15 protein-coding genes are annotated in these 16,507 nt (G+C 69.0%); 5 read left to right on the forward strand and 10 right to left on the reverse strand.

Annotated features, from left to right (window positions below; genetic code table 11):
* Nucleotides 1-18 precede the first annotated feature (18 nt).
* On the forward strand, nucleotides 19-852 hold the full coding sequence (locus TA3x_RS22140) for a hypothetical protein (protein WP_435016847.1): 834 nt from the start codon (nucleotides 19-21) through the stop codon (nucleotides 850-852).
* Nucleotides 849-1,988, forward strand: a complete 1,140-nt coding sequence (gene thiO / locus TA3x_RS22145; protein WP_435016848.1) for a glycine oxidase ThiO — start codon at nucleotides 849-851, stop codon at nucleotides 1,986-1,988. The genes TA3x_RS22140 and thiO overlap by 4 nt, the downstream gene beginning before the upstream one ends.
* Here the strand turns inward: thiO and TA3x_RS22150 are convergent.
* The 3 genes from TA3x_RS22150 to TA3x_RS22160 all read right to left on the reverse strand — a co-directional run bounded on the left by TA3x_RS22150 (nucleotide 1,963) and on the right by TA3x_RS22160 (nucleotide 4,429).
* A complete protein-coding gene (locus TA3x_RS22150; RefSeq protein ID WP_435016849.1) occupies nucleotides 1,963-2,658 on the reverse strand; it encodes a metal-dependent transcriptional regulator in 696 nt (231 codons plus the stop codon). The genes thiO and TA3x_RS22150 overlap by 26 nt on opposite strands.
* 122 nt (nucleotides 2,659-2,780) lie before the next feature.
* Nucleotides 2,781-4,106 (reverse strand): class I SAM-dependent rRNA methyltransferase, encoded by a 1,326-nt coding sequence (locus TA3x_RS22155; RefSeq protein ID WP_435016850.1) that lies wholly within the window; start codon nucleotides 4,104-4,106, stop codon nucleotides 2,781-2,783.
* Nucleotides 4,103-4,429 (reverse strand): hypothetical protein, encoded by a 327-nt coding sequence (locus tag TA3x_RS22160; RefSeq protein ID WP_435016851.1) that lies wholly within the window; start codon nucleotides 4,427-4,429, stop codon nucleotides 4,103-4,105. The genes TA3x_RS22155 and TA3x_RS22160 overlap by 4 nt, the downstream gene beginning before the upstream one ends.
* 123 nt (nucleotides 4,430-4,552) lie before the next feature.
* Between TA3x_RS22160 and TA3x_RS22165 the strand changes: the two genes are divergently transcribed.
* On the forward strand, nucleotides 4,553-4,927 hold the full coding sequence (locus tag TA3x_RS22165; RefSeq protein ID WP_435016852.1) for an ATP-dependent Clp protease adaptor ClpS: 375 nt from the start codon (nucleotides 4,553-4,555) through the stop codon (nucleotides 4,925-4,927).
* Here the strand turns inward: TA3x_RS22165 and TA3x_RS22170 are convergent.
* From TA3x_RS22170 to TA3x_RS22200, 7 genes are all read right to left on the reverse strand, one after another.
* Nucleotides 4,900-5,466: a hypothetical protein gene (locus tag TA3x_RS22170; RefSeq protein ID WP_435016853.1), complete on the reverse strand. Its 567-nt coding sequence runs from the start codon at nucleotides 5,464-5,466 to the stop codon at nucleotides 4,900-4,902. The genes TA3x_RS22165 and TA3x_RS22170 overlap by 28 nt on opposite strands.
* A gap of 97 nt (nucleotides 5,467-5,563) precedes the next feature.
* Nucleotides 5,564-6,049, reverse strand: a complete 486-nt coding sequence (locus TA3x_RS22175) for a hypothetical protein (protein WP_435016854.1) — start codon at nucleotides 6,047-6,049, stop codon at nucleotides 5,564-5,566.
* A gap of 16 nt (nucleotides 6,050-6,065) precedes the next feature.
* A complete protein-coding gene (locus tag TA3x_RS22180) occupies nucleotides 6,066-6,956 on the reverse strand; it encodes an NAD-dependent epimerase/dehydratase family protein (RefSeq protein WP_435016855.1) in 891 nt (296 codons plus the stop codon).
* Between the two features lie 14 nt (nucleotides 6,957-6,970).
* Nucleotides 6,971-7,465: a Holliday junction resolvase RuvX gene (gene ruvX / locus TA3x_RS22185; RefSeq protein WP_435016856.1), complete on the reverse strand. Its 495-nt coding sequence runs from the start codon at nucleotides 7,463-7,465 to the stop codon at nucleotides 6,971-6,973.
* A complete protein-coding gene (locus TA3x_RS22190; RefSeq protein ID WP_435016857.1) occupies nucleotides 7,462-8,541 on the reverse strand; it encodes a mannose-1-phosphate guanylyltransferase in 1,080 nt (359 codons plus the stop codon). The genes ruvX and TA3x_RS22190 overlap by 4 nt, the downstream gene beginning before the upstream one ends.
* A gap of 85 nt (nucleotides 8,542-8,626) precedes the next feature.
* The gene (locus TA3x_RS22195) at nucleotides 8,627-10,072 is read right to left on the reverse strand and encodes a UTP--glucose-1-phosphate uridylyltransferase (protein WP_435016858.1); all 1,446 of its coding nucleotides are present in this window, start codon (nucleotides 10,070-10,072) and stop codon (nucleotides 8,627-8,629) included.
* Between the two features lie 44 nt (nucleotides 10,073-10,116).
* Nucleotides 10,117-10,845, reverse strand: a complete 729-nt coding sequence (locus TA3x_RS22200) for an MBL fold metallo-hydrolase (RefSeq protein WP_435016859.1) — start codon at nucleotides 10,843-10,845, stop codon at nucleotides 10,117-10,119.
* 425 nt (nucleotides 10,846-11,270) lie between these two features.
* On the opposite strand from TA3x_RS22200, the gene secA reads away from it, so the two are divergent.
* Together secA and TA3x_RS22210 are read left to right on the forward strand one after the other, a co-directional pair.
* Complete coding sequence (gene secA / locus TA3x_RS22205; protein WP_435016860.1) at nucleotides 11,271-14,831, forward strand: preprotein translocase subunit SecA; 3,561 nt, start codon at nucleotides 11,271-11,273, stop codon at nucleotides 14,829-14,831.
* Between the two features lie 322 nt (nucleotides 14,832-15,153).
* Nucleotides 15,154-16,446, forward strand: a complete 1,293-nt coding sequence (locus TA3x_RS22210) for a 3-deoxy-D-manno-octulosonic acid transferase (RefSeq protein WP_435016861.1) — start codon at nucleotides 15,154-15,156, stop codon at nucleotides 16,444-16,446.
* The last annotated feature ends 61 nt before the right edge of the window (nucleotides 16,447-16,507 follow it).

Genomic DNA, 16,507 nt, shown 5'->3' on the forward strand with positions numbered 1-16,507 from the left:
AGGGGAGAAGACTCCGCGATGAGATCGATGATCGTCTGGGGGATTGCGCTGGCCGGCCTCGCATCCGGGACGTCGCTGGAGCGGGTGGGCCGGTTCGAGGCCGCCGCGATCCGCGAGGCCTCGGGCATCGTCCGCAGCCGTCGCCATGCCGACACCTACTGGGTCCACAACGACTCGGGGAATCCGCCGGCCCTGTTCGCGGTGCGTCGCAACGGCCAACTGATCCGATCCTATCGGGTCGCGGCCCCGAATCTCGACTGGGAGGACATCGCCGCCGACGACGACGGCAACCTCTACATCGGCGAGATCGGCAACAACGACCTCCGCCTGAGCGTCCGGGCCATCTATCGGATCGCCGAGCCCGACCCGACCCGGCCGTCCGACGACGCCATCCCCCTGGCCTCGGCCACCTATTTCCGCTATCCCGACAAGGATCGTTTCGACGCCGAGGCGCTGTTCATCTCGGGCGGCCGCGCCTTCCTGATCGCCAAACGCTCCGACAAGCTGGATGCGGCGCTCTATTCGGTCCCGCTCGATCCGCCCGCCCCGGTGGGCCATCCCGTGACGGCCAAGCGGGTCGGGACCTTGCCCGGATGCACCGAGCCCGTGACCGGCGCCGACCTCTCCCCCGATGGCCAACTGCTGGCGGTCGTCACCAACTCGGTGGTGCGGGTCTATCGCGACCAGGCGTCGAAGCGATGGGGGTTGAGCCGAATCGTCGCTTTCCAGGCCAAGGACGTGGAAGGGATCTGCTGGGACGGCATGGACCTGATCCTGGCCTCCGAGGATCGATCACTCTACCGGATCGCCGAGAAGACCTGGCGGGCCGACCCCGGGGCGGGCCGGCGATGACCGCGACCGAGGTGGTGGTGATCGGCGGCGGGGCGATCGGGATGTCGATCGCCTACGCCCTGGCGCGGGAGGGGGTCCGCCCGGCCCTGCTCGATCGCGACGCCCTGGGACGCGGGGCCTCCTGGTCCGGCGCCGGGATGATCCCGCCCCACTGCGAGCGGATCACGACCAACCCGACCACCGACCTGCGTTCTTGGAGTGCCCTGCTCTACCCCGAGTGGTCCGAGGCGCTCCGCGACGAGACCGGGATCGACAACGGCTATCGCCGGACCGGCGGCATCGACGTGGCGTTCACGGAGGACGAGGAAACCGAGCTGAAGGCGGCGGCCGGCCGCTGGAGGGCCGAGCGGATCGTCTTCGAGCGCCTGGCCCCCGGCGATTTCGCCCGCGTCGAGCCGGCCCTCACCGCCGAGGCCCGCGCGGTCTACTTCCTGCCGGATCGCGCGCAGATCCGCAACCCCCGGCATCTCAAGGCCCTGGCCGCCGCGCTGGAACTGCGCGGGGTCGCCTTGATGCCCCATCGGCGGGTCATCGGCTTCGATGTCGTCGGCGGGCGGGTCCGGGCGGTGCGGACCGAGTCCGGCCCGATCGGGTGCGACCGCGTGGTCGTGGCGGCCGGGGCGTGGACCGGTGAATTGCTCGGGGACCTCGGCGTGATGGCACCGACACCGCCGCTCAAAGGGCAGATCGTCCTGCTCCGAGACGACCGGATGCCTTTGCGGAGGATCATCGAGCATGGCAAGAACTACCTGGTACCGCGCGATGACGGGCGGATCCTGATCGGCGCGACCGAAGAAGACGCCGGGTTCGACAATCGGACGACCGACGAGGCCCGCCGCGACCTGCTGGCCGTTGCCCATCGCCTCTGCCCGTCCCTGGCCCGGTCCGAGGTCGAACGATCCTGGTCCGGCCTGCGGCCCGGGAGCATGGACTCGCGCCCCTACCTGGGCCTGGCGCCCGGGCTGGAAAACCTGGTGGTGGCGGCCGGGCACAAAAGGGCCGGACTGCAGCTGGCGCCCGCCACGGCGGAGGTGATCGCCGACCTCGTGCTAGGCCGGCCGACCCGGATCGACCTGTCGGCCTATCGCATCGACCGCCCGCCGTCGATGGTCATCGATCCGGCGTTTCGGTCGTAACCCCGGCGGGCTCGGGCGTGACCAGGACCTTGTGGGCCGCCTCGGTCCCGAGCGCCGCGGCGCGATCGCGGAGGCGGAAGGCGAGAAAGCCCGCCTCGGGGCGGTTCTCGGTCATCTCCCCCTCGGCCCCCAGGTCGAGCCCGCACTCCGTCAAGTAGCGGAGGAAGCTCGGATCCTGGTCGACCACCCGGACGACCCGGAATCGCTGGCCGCGATCGAGCTGGGCCAGGGGGGTGCCCGGTGGCTCGGTCAGCGACCCGTCGGAGCGGGGGATCGGGTCGCCGTGCGGGTCGACCGAGGGGAACCCCAGGAAGGTGTCGATCCGGTCGATCAGGCGGTCGGAGGCCGCGTGCTCCATGTGCTCGGCCTCCTCGTGGACCTCGTCCCACGGCATCCGCAGGGTCTGGGCGAGGAAGAGTTCGAGCAGGCGGTGACGCCGCAGGACCTTGAGGGCCAGCCTGGTCCCGGACGCGGTGAGCCTCGCCCCTTCATAGGGGGTGTAGGTGGCGAGCTGGGCCTCGGAGAGCGTCTTGAGCATCCCGGTGACGGTGCCCGGCGAGACGTTCAGGGCCGTGGCCAGCTCGCCGGTGGCCACCGCCTCGCCCGGCGCCCGGCGACCGGCGATCAGGTAGATGGACTTGAGGTAATTTTCGACGGTCAAACTCGGCACGACGGCCCCCGCACCGGCGGAATTCCAGCACCTCGCGCCCCGCCGATCCGGGCCGCGTCCCCATTGAGTAGGGGCATCTTACCCGAGACCCGGGCGGGGACGGAACCGGGCTTCGGCCCGGTTCACCGCTCGTCGTGCTCGTCCCCCTCCTCGTCCCAGGACGGGTCGTCGGCCAGCGACGGCATCACGGATCGCTCGCCGACCCGCAGCCAGACCGCCTTGAGGTAGGAACCCTCCAGCGCCTCCAGGCCGACCGGGTGGTCGGGCGCCGCGCCGGTCACGGCCAGGACCTGGACCGATCGCCCCGCCTTCCGGGCCGCGGCCCGGAGCAGGATCAGGAATTCCTCGACCGGCAGCAGCCCCGAGCAGGAGCAGGTCAGCAGGATCCCGCCGGTCTCGACCACGTTGAGGGCCAGGACGTTGAGGTCGAAATACTTCCGCTTGCCCGCCGAGATGTCGTCCCGCCCCGGGATCAGCTTGGGCGGGTCCAGGACCACCACGCCGAAGCTGCGCTTGTTGGCCCCCATCTGGCGGAGGTAGCCGAAGGCGTCGGCGTGGACGAAGTTCGGCTTCACCTGGTTGGCGTTGGCGTTGTCCTTCGCCGTGGCGATCGCCTTCTCGTCGAGGTCCACGCAGGTGACGTCGGCCGCCTTCCCCCGGGTCAGGGCGTACACCCCGAACCCGCCGGTGTAGCAGCAGACGTCCAGCACCGATTGGCCCGGGGTGAACCGGGTCAGGGCGAGGCGGTTGTCGCGCTGGTCGCAGAAGAACCCGGTCTTGTGGCTCCCCTGGAACAGGATGCGGAACCGGACGCCGTTCTCGGTGATCGTCACCCGGGGCGGGAGCCTGGGGGTCGTGACCGGGCGGCCGGGGAAGTCCTCGGCCAGCGCGATCCGCTCGTCGACGTGGACCCGGAAGTGCTTGGTGCCGAGCCGTTCGGCGACCAGGGACAGGATCGGCCCGATCCGCTGGTACATGCCCAGGCTGAAGATCTCGGCCGACAGGACGTCGTCGTAGCGGTCGAGGATCAGCCCGGACAGGCCGTCGGCCTCGGCATGGATGACGCGATAGGCGTTGGCCGTTTCGTCGAGCTTGAGCAGGTCGCGTCGAAGCGCCAGGGCGCGGTCGATCCGTTCCTCCCAGAACGACGGGCCCGGCGGCTCGACCCCGGCGCGGAGCAGCCGCAGGCAGATCTGCGACCGGGTGTTCCAGAGGCCGAAGCCGAGCGGGAAACCTTCGCGATCGACCACGCGGACGATGTCGCCGTCGCGGGGGCGGACCGGCCCGGTCGGGCCGATGACCATCTTGCGATAGACGAACGGGTGGAAGCCCTGCGACCGCACGGCGACCGTCGGCGGGTTGGCCGGGGCGTCGAGCGGCCGATCAGGGACGTCCTCGGTGGGGGCGTGCGAGGGGCGCGGGATCGGGAAGTCGGGTCGTCCGTTCACGCCTCGTCATCCATCAGGTCGTCGTCGTCGTCGGCTTCCAGGGCGCCGGGATCGTTGCGGGCGATCCGCCGGAGCCGGACCAGCAGCGCCGTGGAATAACGCTGGACGGCGAGCTGCTTGGTCATGACCGGCTCGGTGGCGGCGTCCAGCGGGATCTCGGCCAGGAGGCGGTGAGCCTTGGCGAGTCCGTCCCAGCCGGCCCGGAGGATCGGCGAGACTTCGGAGCGGGCCCCGGTTTCGCGGGCGAGACGGATGGCCTGGCGGGCTTTCTTCAGGCCGGCCTGGGCTTGCTGGAGGTTGCGCAGGGCGGTGGCGGGGCTCATCGCGGCCATAAGATTCGTCGGGAGACCTCGCGAAACAACTGTTACCTTGACGTGAACTATTGCGTTATCATAATCGACTGACCCCCCTCCGGTCCAATCCGCCATTCCCGAATGGAGTCATCGATGAGCGAGTCCGACGAGAGCGCGGTCGCCGAGGCCGAGCCGATCGTCTCGACCCAATCCGCACCCAAGACCGGGGCCGACGCCCGGAGCAAGACCCGGAAGCAGCCCCCCTACCACGTCATCGTCCTCAACGACGAGGAACATACCTTCGAGTATGTGATCGAGCTGCTCACCAAGATCTTCGGCCACTCGCTGAACATCGCGGAGACGCTCACCTGGCGGATCCACAACTCCGGGCGCGCCATCGTGTTGACGACGCACCGGGAGCTGGCGGAACTCAAGTGCGACCAGGTCCTGAGCTATGGGCCGGACCCCCGGATGAGCATCTCCAAGGGTCCGCTGGGGTGTTACATCGAGCCGGCGCCGGCCGACTGAACCCGATCCTGGAGCTGCTGGAGCTGCGGCTGGATGGCCTCTCCCGCCTTCTCGACCAGCCCCTGCACATCCTCGATCGACTCCTCGCCGATCCGCTTCAGGTCGTCCATGGTCAGCCCGACGGCCTCGGAGCCGACCTTGAGGGCAAGATAGTCCTCGGCCAGCCCGATCATCGGCGACGGGACGCGCAGGACCAGCCCGAGCAGGCCGCGGATGCGGGGCGCCAGGGCCCCCACGCCGGCGGCCACCGCGGCGCCCAGGGGGGCGACCCAGGGATCATTGACGCCCTCGCGTTCCATGACCGTCTTGGCCACGTAGTAGCCGGCCGCGGCCCGGGGCAGCATCGCCGGCAAAGACGCCCGGCTCGGGACGCCCGGGACCTTGTCCACGACCATCTCGCCGACGGCGGCCAGGGCCCAGTTCCGGCGGTTCTCGTGGTTGTAGGCCGCCGCGAGCAGGGCCGGGCCGAACGAGGCCCGGAGCCCGGAGACAGCGGCCAGTCGCATCGCACGCTCGAACGCTCGCTTCGAATCCGTCATCGTCATCGCTCCCCGGCGGCCGGGGCCGCCGTTGCTTGCTCCGGGGGAGGCCGCTGCGCGGCCGATGCCGATCCGAACCATGCAAGATCGGGGCCGGTCAGAAATCGCGGTCGAAGGGGGCCGTCGGCTTGAGATACCCCCGCCCCTCGATGACGTCGAGATAGGCCAGGACTTCCGGCGTCCGCGTGACATACAGCACGCCCACGGCGTAGAGCACGCCCCACCACGACCCGACGTACAACCCGCCCGAGATCAGCAACCCGACGGCATCCAAAACCAGGCTGATCCAGGCCCAGGTACGATGCAACCGGATGCCCGACGGGTCGCCCTGGAGCGTCCGCCACCCGGCCATGAACAGCATGACGCTGAGGATCGAGGCGGCGATCAGCCAGAGGATGCCCAGGACGCCGAGAAGGGAACCGACCGCCCCGGCGACCGGCCCGAGCAGCCAGCTCCCCGCGCTCAGGCCGATCAGGACGAGGATGCCGACGACCACCCCGAGCACGGTGGTCAGGGACCACAACAGGCTGATGACGCCGATCAGGTTCAGGACGCCCGGCTTGGGCGGGAGGCGGTCGAACATCGGCGGGGGGCTCCGGTCAATCCGCCCGCCCCCGGTCTTCCCCGGACAGGGCGGCGGGCAGTCCATGCGTGAAGTCGGGGAAACGCAGCACCACGCCCAGCCCCTCGCGCATCCGGCGGTTGGAGACCCGCTTGTTCGAGTCTTCTCGGGTCGAATCGGCCTCGCCTTCCGGGGCGACGAAACGCGGCGTGGGTGCTCCCAGTAGTTCGGCGGTCAGGCCATAAAATTCGCGGCGATGAGAAGGGCGGTCGTCGCTGGCCAGGTAGATCGACCCGGACTCCCCCCGATCCATGGCGGCGATCGCCGCCGCGGCGGCATCATCGATGTGGATCATGTTGAGGAACTTCTCGGGGTCGCCCACGATCGGGTCGCCCCGGAGGATTGCATCGCGCCGCACGATCCGGCCCGGTCCATAGAGGCCGGAGAAGCGGACGATGACCCAGGGGAGGCCCGTGTCCTTGCCGTACTCCCGGACGACCTTCTCGGCCTCCAGGCAGGCCCGGCCCGATTCGGTCCGGGGCTCCGTTGCCGAGGTCTCGTCGACCCAACCGCCGTCGTCCTGGGCATAAACCCCGGTCGAGCTGGCATAGACCAGACGGCCGACGCGGTCCTGGAGCCGGCCGAGGGCTTTCCGCAGGCCATCGACGTAGACGGTGCGCAGCGGTGTCCCGGAGGAGCGATCGTAGCCCACGCAGTACAGGGCCTTGTCGACCGACGGGAGCCGGGCCAGGTTGTCGCCGTCCAGGACGTTGACGATGATCGGCTCGATCCCGAGCCGTTCCAACTCGGCGGCCCGCGCGGCGGATCGCGTCGTGCCGTAGACGATCTCGCCGCGCTCGATCAGGGGGAGTGCCGCCCGCCGGCCCAGGTAACCGCATCCGACGATGAGGGTAGAATCTTGCCGCACGCCGTTTCGCCCCGTTAGTTGCCGGCCGGCTCGTCGGACAGGGGAGAGGCGGGAGCCTCCTCGTCCGGGCAGCCGGCATCGAGATAGTTTTGGAGCAAGATCCGCGCCGCGAGCATGTCGCGCTTCGCCTTGCGGTCCTTGACCTTGAAGCCGGCCGAGCGGAGGACCTCGTCGGCGTCCACCGTGCTATACCGCTCGTCCTGGTAGACGACCGGGATCCGAGTCTGCTCGGTGAGCCAGAGGCCGAAGATGCGGGCCTGCTTGGCCAGGCTGCTCTCTCCCCCGCCGGTGTGGAGCGGCAGCCCGACCACGATCCGGTCGATGTCGTGTTCCTTGACGAGATCCTGGTAGTGGCGGGCGTCCCGGGCGATGTCGCGACGCTCGTACACCTCCAACGGGGTGGCGATCGAGCGACGCGGGTCGCTGACCGCCGCGCCGATGCGCCGGGTGCCGTAATCGAGCCCGAGGATCCGGGTCGTGGACCATTCGTCCCGCTTCGCGCCACTCACAGGGTCGACCCGAATCCGGCGGCATCGAGCCCTTCGACCAGCTTCTTGAGCTTGTCGAGTTCCGACTTCCTGGCCACCAGGGTCGCCCCCGCCGACTGGACGATGACCAGGCCATCGACGCCCAGGGTCGCGATCAGGTCGCCGTCGTCGGCGACGATGATGCTGTCCGTGGTTTCGACCGGGTAGACGTGGCCTTGGAGGGTGTTGCCGTGGGCATCGGGCGGGATCAGGCCGGTCAGGGCCCGCCAGTCGCCGACGTCGTTCCAGTCGTAGACGACTTCCAGGACGCGGACGTTGGGGGCCTTCTCCATGACGGCCTTATCGATCGGCACCTTCTGCATGTGCGGGTATTCGCGGGCGATCGCTTCCTCCTCGTCGGGCGTCCCCAGGCTGGGGGCGATCCGGTCGAGGCTCGCGGCCAGGCCGGGCTGAAAGGCCCGGATGGCGTCGAGGATGGCGCGGGCCCGCCAGACGAAGATGCCGGCGTTCCAGGCGAACCGGCCTTCGGCCACGAACCGTTCGGCGGTGGCGTAGTCGGGCTTCTCGCGGAACTGGACGACCTTGTGGAGCGCGATCCCGTCGGGCTCGCCGAGCTTCTCGCCGCGCTCGATGTAGCCGTATCCGGTCTCGGGGCGGGTCGGCATGACGCCGAAGGTGACGAAGGCGGTCGGGTCCTCATCGACGACCGCCAGCGCCGCCAAAACCGTGGCGCGGAACCGCTCGACCGGCTCGATGACATGATCGGCGGGCATCACGATCATCGTCCCTTCGGCGTCCTTGGCCGCGATGATCAGTGCGGCCAGCCCCACGCACGCCGCCGTATCGCGCGGGCAGGGCTCGGCCACGACGTTCGATGCGGGCACCGTGGGCAGTTGGGCCCGGACCGCCTCGGCCTGATCGGCCCCGGTGATCACCCAGGTCGTCTCGGGCCGGACCAGGGGCGCGATCCGGTCGACGGTCTGCTGGATCATGGTCGCGTCGCCGTGGAGGCGGAGCAACTGCTTGGGCCGATTGCGGCGGCTCTTGGGCCAGAACCGGGTGCCGCTGCCACCGGCCATCACCACGGCGTGGAGCATGGGTCCTTCCTCACTCTGGATCGATCCGTTGGGGGATGATGGGATCTGCATGGAGGCCCGGCGCCGGCTCCGTTCGGTACGGCGCTCACCTCGCCTGGGACACGCCTTCGGGCCGGAGCAACAGGGGGCCATCGACGACCATCCCGGCGGGCAGCTTGCCCTTGAGTTCGGCCGCGTCCAGGGCGTAGAGGGGGCTGATCTCGATGCCGAACGGAACCGAGCCGTCGGGGCGGCGGGTGACCGTGGCCCCGGCCGCTTCGAGCCAGTCGGCAAAGCGGTCGCTCATTCGCTGGCGGACGGTCGCGGGGGAGTCGGGCCCGGTGGCGTTCTTGAGGGGCTCGAACTCGACGGCGCGGTCGCACTCGACCAGGGCATAGCGCTCGGCCAGCGGCAGGGCGTCGAAGATGAACCGCTCGAACTTGACGGCATTGGGTTCGTTCGGCTTCACGATCGACCCGTCCGGGCCGACGTAGGCGACCTTCTTGATCGCCCGGTGGAACGGGAGGCGGAGGTCTCCCTGCACCAGGCGCTCGATGAACGCGACCTCGAAGACGTGGATCGCGATGCTGCCGGCCCACAGGCGGAGGCTCTGGTCGGGCTCGCGCAACTCGGCCAGCTCGGTCGGCAGGTCGGAGTATTCGATCACTTGCGGCTTGCCGTCGGCCTTGACCACCACGCCGACCTTCTCGCCCGGCTCGGTCTTCTCGATGACCTTGAACGACATCTCGGCGTCGGCCTGGCGGTGGAGGCCGAGGAACGCCGGGTCGGCGATCTTGACCATCGGGTTGTCCACCTGGAAGTAGAACAGCGACCGCACCCCGCGATCGCGCATCTCTTGCAGGCAGCTCGGCTTGCCGTCCGCGCCCGGTGCCGCCAGGGCGTACAGGGTGCCGCCATGGCCGTCGGGGCTGAGGGCGATATGGCCCGGTTCGGCCAGGAGGATCTTGCCGGTCTCCCGGTCCACGGCCGGCATCTGCCCCTGGACGAAGAAGCGGACGTGCTCCAGGCCGAAGTTCCCGTGCTCGGCGAAGAACGCGGCGGTGACCGCGTGGTTCTCCGGGCTGGTCATCACGTAGAACGGGATCGTCTTGCCGTGGCGGCGGGACAGGGCCACCACCTTCTCGGCGTGGATCTGGAACAGGCTGGCCGAGGAGACCGGGGCGATGGGATAGGTGCCCTTGGGCCCTTCGAAGCCGAGCCGGGTGCCCGAGCCGCCGGCCACCACGATCACGGCGACCTCGCCGGCCGCCAGGGCCTCCTCGCCGATCGCGGCGACGTGACGGCGCGCCACCCGCTCGCCGTCGGTGCGGGGGAGGCGATCGACCGGGATCGGCTCGACGTTGGTGTAGGCCTGGGCCTCCTGGGATCCGACCAGCTCCTGGAACAGGGCGTCGAGCTGGGCGAGGTCGATCGCGGCGATCTCGTCCGCCAGCCGGGACCGGGCCGAATCATCGAGGGCGTCCCACCCTCGGAGCAGATGGTCCTGGCCGTAGGGGGCGAGGCGGGCGGCGAGCGAGGGGTCGGCGGGCATCGCGGATCGGCTCCTGTCGCACCGCGGAGGGGTGCGGCGGACGGTCAGAAATCCAGGGTCAGACCATCGTAGGCCAAAGCCACACCGGGGGGCAAGGTCGCCTCGGTCGGCCCGTGATCGAAGCTATGGGAAAGATGGGTCAGGTAGGAACGACGGGGCCGCAGCCTCTCGATCGTGCCGAGGGCCTGCTCCAGATTGAAATGCGTCGGATGCCACTCGGGCCGCAGGGCGTCCACGATGAACGTGTCGAGCCCTTCCAGGAGCGGCCAGCTTTCCTCGGGGATCGAGTTGACGTCGGTGCAGTAGGCCAGGTCGCCGATCCGGAAGCCCGCCACCTTGAACCGGCCGTGGTCGAGGCGGATCGGCATGATCCGCTGGCCGAGGACGTCGAACGGGACGCCCGGGGTGATCCGCTCGAACCGCAATTGGGGCAGGCCGCCGGCCGGGACCGTCGCGGCGTGCGCGGTGAAGGCGTAGTCGAAGACCTGGCGGATCGTCGCCTCGGTGTGGTCCTCGCAGAAGATCGGCACGGGCCCGCCGATCGTCTTGGGGAAGACCCGGGCGTCATCCAGGCCGAACAGGTGGTCGGCATGCTGGTGGGTGAAGGCGATCGCGTGGACCCGCGTCACCCGCTCGCGGACGAGTTGGAGCCGCATCTCGGGCGTCGTGTCGATCAGGAGGTTGCCGCCCGGCAGGTTGACCAGGACGCTGCACCGGGTCCGGTGATTGCGCGGGTCGGTCGACCGGCAGACCGCGCATTCGCAGCCGATCATGGGCACCCCGGATGAGGTCCCGCTCCCGAGTATGGTCAGCCGCCGCCGCGGCATCGTCGCGAAATCCGCCACCAATGACCCGGCCTCCCTCGGCACGATCCCGCTTTCTCGACATCCCCGCCCCTCGGCTGGATCGGGGCGTCATTGTACGACGGATCGCACCGGCGGGCGACCCGGATCGAAGGATGGAGATTGGCCAGGCGAACCGGGTGCCGCCGGCTGTCCCTATTAAGAGGAAGAGAAGGCGTCGGGATCCGGCCCACCGCCGGGCCTTCGGGCCGCCCGGGTCCGCTTGACCGTGCGCCGATGTTCGATGTAAGATCATCGACAAAATCGACTTGGAGCGGATCGGGGTCTTTCACCGGAGTGAGGCGAAGCCGGCAATGGAACTGCTCACCGATATTTGGGATAAAACGACCGACGCGATGACGGCGGTCACCGAGGGGGTTTCCGACGGGCTGATCCGCCTGTTCGGCAACTCCAACGAGCGGCAACTCCGGCGGATCCGGCCGATCGTCGCCCGGATCAATGCGATGGAGCCTTCGCTCCAGGGACTGACGGACGAGGAACTTCGGGCCAAGACCGCCGACTTCAAGCGTCGCCTCGCCGCCGGCGAGACGCTGGAGCAGATCCTCCCCGAGGCGTTCGCGGTCTGCCGCGAAGGGGGCCGTCGGTTCCTCAAGATGCGGCACTACGACGTCCAGCTCATGGGCGGGATGGTGTTGAACGGCGGCAACATCGCCGAGATGGTCACCGGCGAAGGGAAGACGCTGGTCGCGACCCTGGCCGCCTACCTCAATGCGCTGGAAGGCAAGGGCGTCCACGTCGTCACGGTCAACGACTACCTCGCCCGCCGCGACGCCGAGTGGATGACCCCGCTCTACAACGGCCTGGGCCTGACCGTCGGCGCGATCCAGTCGGACATGGACCCGCACGAGCGTCAGGACATCTACGCCCGCGACATCACCTACGGCACCAACAACGAATTCGGCTTCGACTACCTCCGCGACAACATGAAGCCGTCGCGCGAGCAGCAGTCGCAGGGCCCGCTGAACTACGCGATCATCGACGAGGTCGACTCGATCCTGATCGACGAGGCCCGGACCCCGCTGATCATCTCCGGCCCTGCCTTCGACGACGTCCGCAAGTATGCCGAGGCCGATCGGATCGCGCGGCTGCTGAAGAAGGACGTCCACTTCGAGGTGAAGGAGAAGGAGCGCACCGCGCACCTCAACGACGACGGCGTGCGCGAGGCCGAGCGGATCGCCGGGGTGGAGAGCTTCTACACCCCCGGCAACATGGAATGGCCGCACCTGATCGACAACTCGCTCAAGGCGCATCACCTCTATCGCAAGGATCGCGACTACGTCGTGATGAACGGCGAGATCGTGATCGTCGACGAGTTCACCGGCCGCCTGATGACCGGCCGCCAGTGGTCCGACGGCCTCCACCAGGCGGTCGAGGCCAAGGAACGGGTCCGGATCAAGGAAGAGAACCAGACCCTGGCGACGATCACGCTCCAGAACTTCTTCAAGCTCTACAAGAAGCTCTCGGGCATGACCGGCACCGCCATGACCGAGGCGAATGAGTTCTGGAAGGTCTACAAGCTCGACGTGGTGGCGATCCCCACCAATCGCGGGCTGACCCGGCAGAGCTACGCCGACGTGATCTACCGGACCGACAAGGAGAAGAACCAGGCGATCCTGGACGAGATCCGCGAGGTCCACGCCACCGGCCGTCCGATCCTTGTCGGGACGACGTCGATCGAGAAGTCGGAGGAGATCGCCGAGCTGCTCGCCCGGTCGGGCATCGAGCACCAGGTGCTCAACGCCAAGCACCACGAGCGCGAGGCCGAGATCGTCGCGCAGGCCGGTCGCAAGGGGATGGTCACGATCGCCACCAACATGGCCGGTCGAGGCACCGACATCATCCTCGGCGGCAACGCCGAGTTCGCTGCCTGGGCCGAGCTGAAGCACCTCAAGGACGCCGACGGCATCCCGCTCTACCCGACCCGGCTGGAAGTGCCCGACGACGTGTGGCGGGCGACCATCGAAAAGTATGAGCCCCAGATGAAGGCCGAGGGGCGCGAGGTCGCCGCGGCGGGCGGCCTGCACATCATCGGCACCGAACGCCACGAGAGCCGCCGGATCGACAACCAGCTGCGCGGCCGGTCGGGACGCCAGGGCGACCCCGGCTCGTCCCGGTTCTTCCTGTCGCTCGAAGACGACCTGATGCGGAAGTTCGCCGGCGAATGGGTCTCCAACGTCCTGGCCCGGCTGGGCATGGAAGAAGGAGAGGCCATCGAGAGCCGGATGGTCTCGCGGCGGATCGAGGGGGCCCAGAAGAAGGTCGAGGAACGCAACTTCGACTCCCGCAAGAACCTGCTCGAATATGACGAGGTCATGGACGAGCAGCGCAAGCGGGTCTACTCGTTCCGCCAGAAGCTGTTGGACGGCGACCCGGCCAAGGATTCGATCCTGGAGATGATCGATACCCAGATCGCCGAGGCCGCCGATCGCTTCCTCGCTGACGACTACGGCGCGGCGAGCTTCGCCGAGTGGTCGGGCCAGCGCCTCGGCGTCGAGTTGACGACGCGCGGGTTCCTCAAGGTCCCGTTCCAGGACGCGATCGACCACGCCCGACACGAGGCCGAGGTCCAGTCCGGCAGCCAGATCCGCGAGGCCGTCGAGGAGAACCTCCCCTCCGACGCCGACCACGCCGAGTACAACTGGACGACCCTGGCCGCCTGGTTCAACGCCCGCTACGGGACGACCCTCAAGGACAAGGATCTCCGGGCGTTCGGGCAGACGGTCAAGGGGGAGTACGAGCTCGACCGCATCGCCCTGGAAGACTTCCTGGTCGAGAAGGCCAATGCGGCGATCGCCGCCGTCGACCTCTCCCCGGCCGAGGAGTTCCTGGCCGAGGATTGGGGACGCCGGACCCTGGCCGGCTGGGCCCACCACAAGTTCGGCGTGGCCATCGACCCGGCCGCCTGGGCCAAGGTCGGCAAGGCCGAGATCGTCCGCCAGCTCCGCGAGCAGGCCCGGGTCCTCTATGCCAACAAGGAAGCCGAATTCCCGGTCCGCGTCGGCCTGACCAAGTTCCTCGCCGAGCGGTCCCAGGGGCAGTCGAGCCCCCGCTATGACCGCGACGGCCTGGCCGCCTGGGCCACCGAGCGGTTCGGGGTCTACATCGATCCCGAGGAGATCCGTTCCAAGCTCCGCCCCGAGATCGAGGCCCTGCTCCTCAGCATCGCCCACCGCGAGTACCCCGGGGCCCGGCTGGCCAAGGAACTCGACGAACTGCTCGATCATGTCGATGGTTCGGACGCCAAGGGCATCGATAAGCTCGTGGCCTGGGCCAACGATCACCTGGAGGCCGAGATCAAGGCCGAGGAGCTGCAGGGCCTGTCCCGGACCGAGCTTCGCCGCAAGCTGGTCGATGCCCTCGACGCCCAGTACCGGCCCGAGATGCGTGAGATGGAGAAGGTCCTGGTCCTCCAGATCCTCGACCAGAGCTGGATGGAGCACCTCCGGACGATGGACCACCTCCGGTCCTCGGTCGGCCTCCGCAGCTACGCCCAGGTCGACCCCAAGGTCGAATACAAGCGCGAGGGGATGAAGATCTTCGAGGAGATGTGGTCGGGGGTTTCCGACAAGGTGACCGACCTCGTCTTCCGGATGGAGCAGCTCGACCCCGACTTCCTGTCCTACCTCGGCTCGCGGTGGCAACTCGACCGGGCCCAAGCGATCCACCAGAGCCCGGCCGAGCCCGAGCCGGTGGCCGTGGCCGGCCCCGGCGGCGGCATCCGCGCCCAGCAGGAGGCCGCGATCGCCGCCAGCCAGCAGTCGACCGAGCCGGCCAAGAAGGAGCCGGTCCGCCACCTGAGCAAGAAGGTCGGGCGGAACGACCCCTGCCCTTGCGGATCTGGTAAAAAGTTCAAGGCCTGCTGCATGAAGAAGGAAGCGTCGGCCGATCCCTTCTGATCTCGGTGATGCGAATTCGGTCCGCGGACCGATGAAAAACCAACGCCCTCCCGGTGCAAGCCGGGAGGGTTTTTCTTTGGTGCCGACCCTATCGTCGGGGATGGCATCGCTTAAGGCGTGGCAAGCCCGCGGCGCGGGAATGACGGGGGTTGGGATTGACCTCCCGAAATCGCCCCCATGGGCCGATCACCGTCGAAAATGGGCATGGCTCTTGCGTTGGGACAAGATTCATCGCGACATTGGCCGATAAGTCGGCGATCCGTCGCACCTCGATGACGAGGGTGGGTGCTGGTTCGGTCCCGGTCCGGGAAAGGATTCCCTGATGCCCTGCGTGCTCAACCTGATCTACGCGACGCTGCTGGCCGCCTTCTCGCCGATCCTGCTCCTCCGCTCCTACAAGACCGGGCGTTACCGGGACGGATGGGGCGAGAAGTTCTTCGGCCGGGCCCCGCGCCGGATCGGCGATCGCCCGTGCATCTGGTTCCACGCGGTCAGCGTCGGCGAGGTCCTGCTGCTCAAGCCGATCCTGGCGGAGATGGCGCGGAGGCGTCCGGGCTGGGATGTGGTGGTCTCGACCACGACCCGGACGGGGCTGGCGGTGGCCCGGAGCAGCTACCCCGAGATCCTCACCTTCTACGCCCCCCTGGACTTCAGCTGGTCGGCCCGTGCGGCCGTGGCCCGGATCCGCCCGACCGTGCTGGCTTTGGTCGAGCTGGAACTGTGGCCGAACCTGGTCTGGGCGGCGAAAAGGGCCGGGGCGCGGGTCGCGATCGTCAACGGCCGCCTGAGCCATCGGAGCCACCGGGGGTATCGCCGCCTCCGCGGGCCGCTCGGACCGACCCTGCGTCGGCTCGACTCGGTGGCGGCCCAGACCGACGAGTATGCCGACCGCTTCGTCGACCTCGGGGTCCCGGCCGGCCGTGTCCGCGTCACCGGCTCGGTGAAGTTCGACGGCCTGGAATGCGACCGATCCAATCCCCGGACCGTGAAGCTCCGCAAGGCGCTCGGCATCGCGCCGGCCGACCTCGTCTTCGTGGCGGGCAGCACGATGGAAGGGGAAGAGGCGGCGGCCCTGGCCGCCTATCGCGAGGCGAGGAAGGCGCACCCCAGGCTCCGGCTGGTCCTGGTGCCCAGGCATGCCGAGCGATTCGACCGGGTGGCCGAGTGGCTCGAATCCGAGGGCGAGGCCGTGATTCGCCGGAGTCGGCCCCAGGACACGCCACCCGCCTCGCATGGTCGCCCCGCCGTGATCCTGCTGGATACGCTCGGTGAGCTTTCGTTCGCCTGGGGGTTGGCCGACGTCGCGTTCGTGGGGGGGAGCCTCCACCCGGGCCGGAATGGCCAGAATATGATGGAGCCGGCGGCCTTCGGGGCCTCGGTCCTGTTCGGCAAGTACACCTCGAACTTCCGATCAGTGGTCGAGCAATTGCTGTGGCGTGACGGGGCCCGGGTCGTGGCCGACGCCGAGGCCCTGGGCCGGGCCCTGCAGGCCGACCTCGACGAGCCCGAGGCCGCCGCCGAGCGTGGGATGGCCGCCCGGAGCTTCGTCCTGGCCCAGGAAGGGGCCTCGGGGCGGACGTTCGCGGAACTCGATCGCCTGGTCGAAATGGCCTAACCCGCGAAGACACCTTGATCGGAACCTCCGCATCCTCAATACTCCCGAGGAGAGTCGGGCG

The organism is Tundrisphaera macrotermitis, assembly GCF_051175315.1.
In the GTDB taxonomy this organism is placed as follows: domain Bacteria; phylum Planctomycetota; class Planctomycetia; order Isosphaerales; family Isosphaeraceae; genus Tundrisphaera.